The 2,739-nt window shown below is 37.9% G+C and carries 2 protein-coding genes; both read left to right on the top strand.

Translation table 11 applies throughout. From position 1 onward, the window contains the following. The coding region (locus AC1DPQ_RS23795; protein WP_477611080.1) for a DUF3526 domain-containing protein at nucleotides 1-842 on the top strand (842 nt) is incomplete at its 5' end. Between the two features lie 9 nt (nucleotides 843-851). Next, on the top strand, nucleotides 852-2,216 hold the full coding sequence (locus AC1DPQ_RS23790) for a DUF3526 domain-containing protein (protein WP_477580679.1): 1,365 nt from the start codon (nucleotides 852-854) through the stop codon (nucleotides 2,214-2,216). Nucleotides 2,217-2,739 lie beyond the last annotated feature (523 nt).

Below are 2,739 nucleotides of genomic sequence, written 5' to 3'. Positions count from 1 at the left end.
CACTAAGTCATTGGCAGATTAGTGGTGATGCCAGTTTGCGCTTAATGGTATTGGTATTTAGCTATGCCATCTATTTCTTCATTGTATCTGCTGTTACGGTTTTGGTTTCGGCTTTTGCACGCAGTTCTAAATCAGCCCTAACTACTTTATTGGCCTGCTGGATATTTTTTATGGTCATTATGCCGAGGATTACCCAGGCAATCGGCGTAAAAATTTACCCCTCCCCATCTAAAATAGAGTTTGCCTATGCCATTGCTACCGACATCCATAAACAGGGCGATAGCCATAATCCAGGTGACCCACATTATGCTGCGATTAAAGACTCACTACTCAAAACTTACGGTGTTACCGATGTAAAAAAACTGCCTTTTAACTATGGTGGTTATATTATGGCAGAGGGCGAAAAAATAACCTCAAAAATTTACAGCAACCACCAAAAGGAACTGAATAAAATTTTTGAAAAGCAGAACAGCATTACAAAGGTAGCAGGTTTCATGAACCCTTACTTATCCCTCAAGCATATTTCGATGGCCATAACAGCCTCTGATTTTGACACCTTTGTTGATTTTCAGAACCAGGCAGAAGCCTACCGCTATCAGCTGGCTCAAAAGATGAATAAACTACAAATTGATAAGATCAGTAACATTGCCCCAGGAGAAGAAGAAAAACCTTTGGCCATTAGTAAGGCAAACTGGGCTGAACAATCTGATTTCAATTACCACTTTGGCAAATTAAGTTCAGTAATAACAAATGAGTTATTGGCACTGAGTGCTATAACCTGTTGGTTATTGGCAACGATCCTACTGCTACAATACATTGCCAGGTGGATTAAAACGATATAGCTATTAAGGATGAAAAAAAGTATATATAACCTCGAATTTAAACTGTTTTTTAGAAACAGCTCCTCATGTATAGGCATCATTGTGCTGCTGATTACAGGCTTTGCCGGTTTGTATTTCGGCAAAACCTTTATTGCCAACCAACAGGCCGTAATTGAAAAAGCAGCAATGTTACAAAAGAAAAACACCCTCAGCAATATCGATCATTTTGGTAAAGATATTGGCTTATTATTTTACCACAATAAATTTTCATTGGCTAATGCACCCAATGCCTGGGCCGCCTTTGCTAATGGGCAGCGGGATATTAACCCTTATTTAATCTCGGTAACCATGCTGGGTTTAGAAGGTCAGATTTACGATACAGATATTAATAACCCGGTAAGCCTGCTTTTGGGCAACATGGACCTGAGTTTTGTGTTTATCTTTTTATTTCCCCTGGTGATTATTGCCTTTAGCTATAACTTGCTTTCGGAGCAAAAAGAAAGTGGGGTTTGGTCGCTTTTAAGCGCGCAGACCAACCAGTCTTTTCAGGTGATCTGGCAAAAATTTTTAGTTAGGGTAGCCGTAATTTTTTGTGTTGCTTTATTACTATTATTTGTAGCTGTTCTTTATCTGCATTTGCCCGCAGATTTCATTTTCTTTTCAATAACTACACTCATCATATTTTATCTGGCTTTCTGGTTTGCAGTTTCATTTTTTATCATTTCTTTAGCAAAATCATCGAACTTTAATGCTTCGGCATTAGTTGCCATTTGGGTACTTATCTGTATTGTAATTCCAGCATCACTTAACCTTTTTCTTACCCGAAAATATCCCATGCCAGAAGCACTGCAAAATGTAATTAACCAACGCGAGGGTTATCACGAAAAATGGGATATGGCCAAAGAAGTTACAATGAAACCATTTTTTGAACATTATCCGGAACTGAAGCAATATCCCTTCCCACAAGAGAAAACTTTTAGCTGGTTCTGGTATTATGCCATGCAACAGATGGGCGATGATCAGGCAATGCCGAGTAGGCGCGCAATTGAGAATAAACTGGCCGCCAGACAGCGATTTACAAATACGCTTGCATTTTTCTTCCCTACCATACAAGCCCAGTTGGGGATAAACAATATGGCTGGATCGGATCTTAATACCCACCTCGATTTCCAGCAGGCGGTTAGAAAATATCATGAGCAGATCCGCTTGCATTTTTATCCAAGCATCTTTCTTAATAAAGCAGCGGACAGTACAGATGTTAAAGACTATAAATTGGAAAAATATAGTCCGCAGCAAACGCCTTCAGTTTGGGTTAATTTGCTATCTATGTCGATCCTAACCGTAATCCTAATTGGAACAACAGCTTTTAACTTTAAAAGGCAGGAACAATTTTAGGTTTACTGTGGTTGAAACAATATAAAAATGGTCTGCGTTTACATGGACCATTTTTTTTATCATAAACCATTAAGAAGTTATAAATATCGAATAGGTGATGGTCTGTCGAATAGAAATTAGCCGAAGTCAAAGGCAGTATGAGTTAATTCCACGTTGCAGCCAAATAACCTATTGAACAATATACTAAAACCTATTAGCCAAAGAAGAAAATTCTTTACATCTGGCTATACCTTACAGGATGGAACAGGATGGACTAACGAAATAAAAGTTCTAATCTCGTATAACCAAATACCATCAATTCTTTTAATCGATACCTATATGAGCAAGAAAAATTATACGTCAAACAATGCAATCGTTTGCACCTAATCGCCCCTATACTACCATTTTAAAGCCTTAAGGCAAAAAAAAGACTATTGTAGTCAAACATTAAAAACTAACTCATTTTTCATCCTAAAACAGGTAATACATCCAGAAAAGAATGGATTAATTGCTTAATCATATGCCCTCAAAACAGATAGCACAC

This window comes from Pedobacter sp. 01T416_2, assembly GCF_056398925.1.
This window is presented reverse-complemented; position numbering and strand designations above follow the sequence as displayed.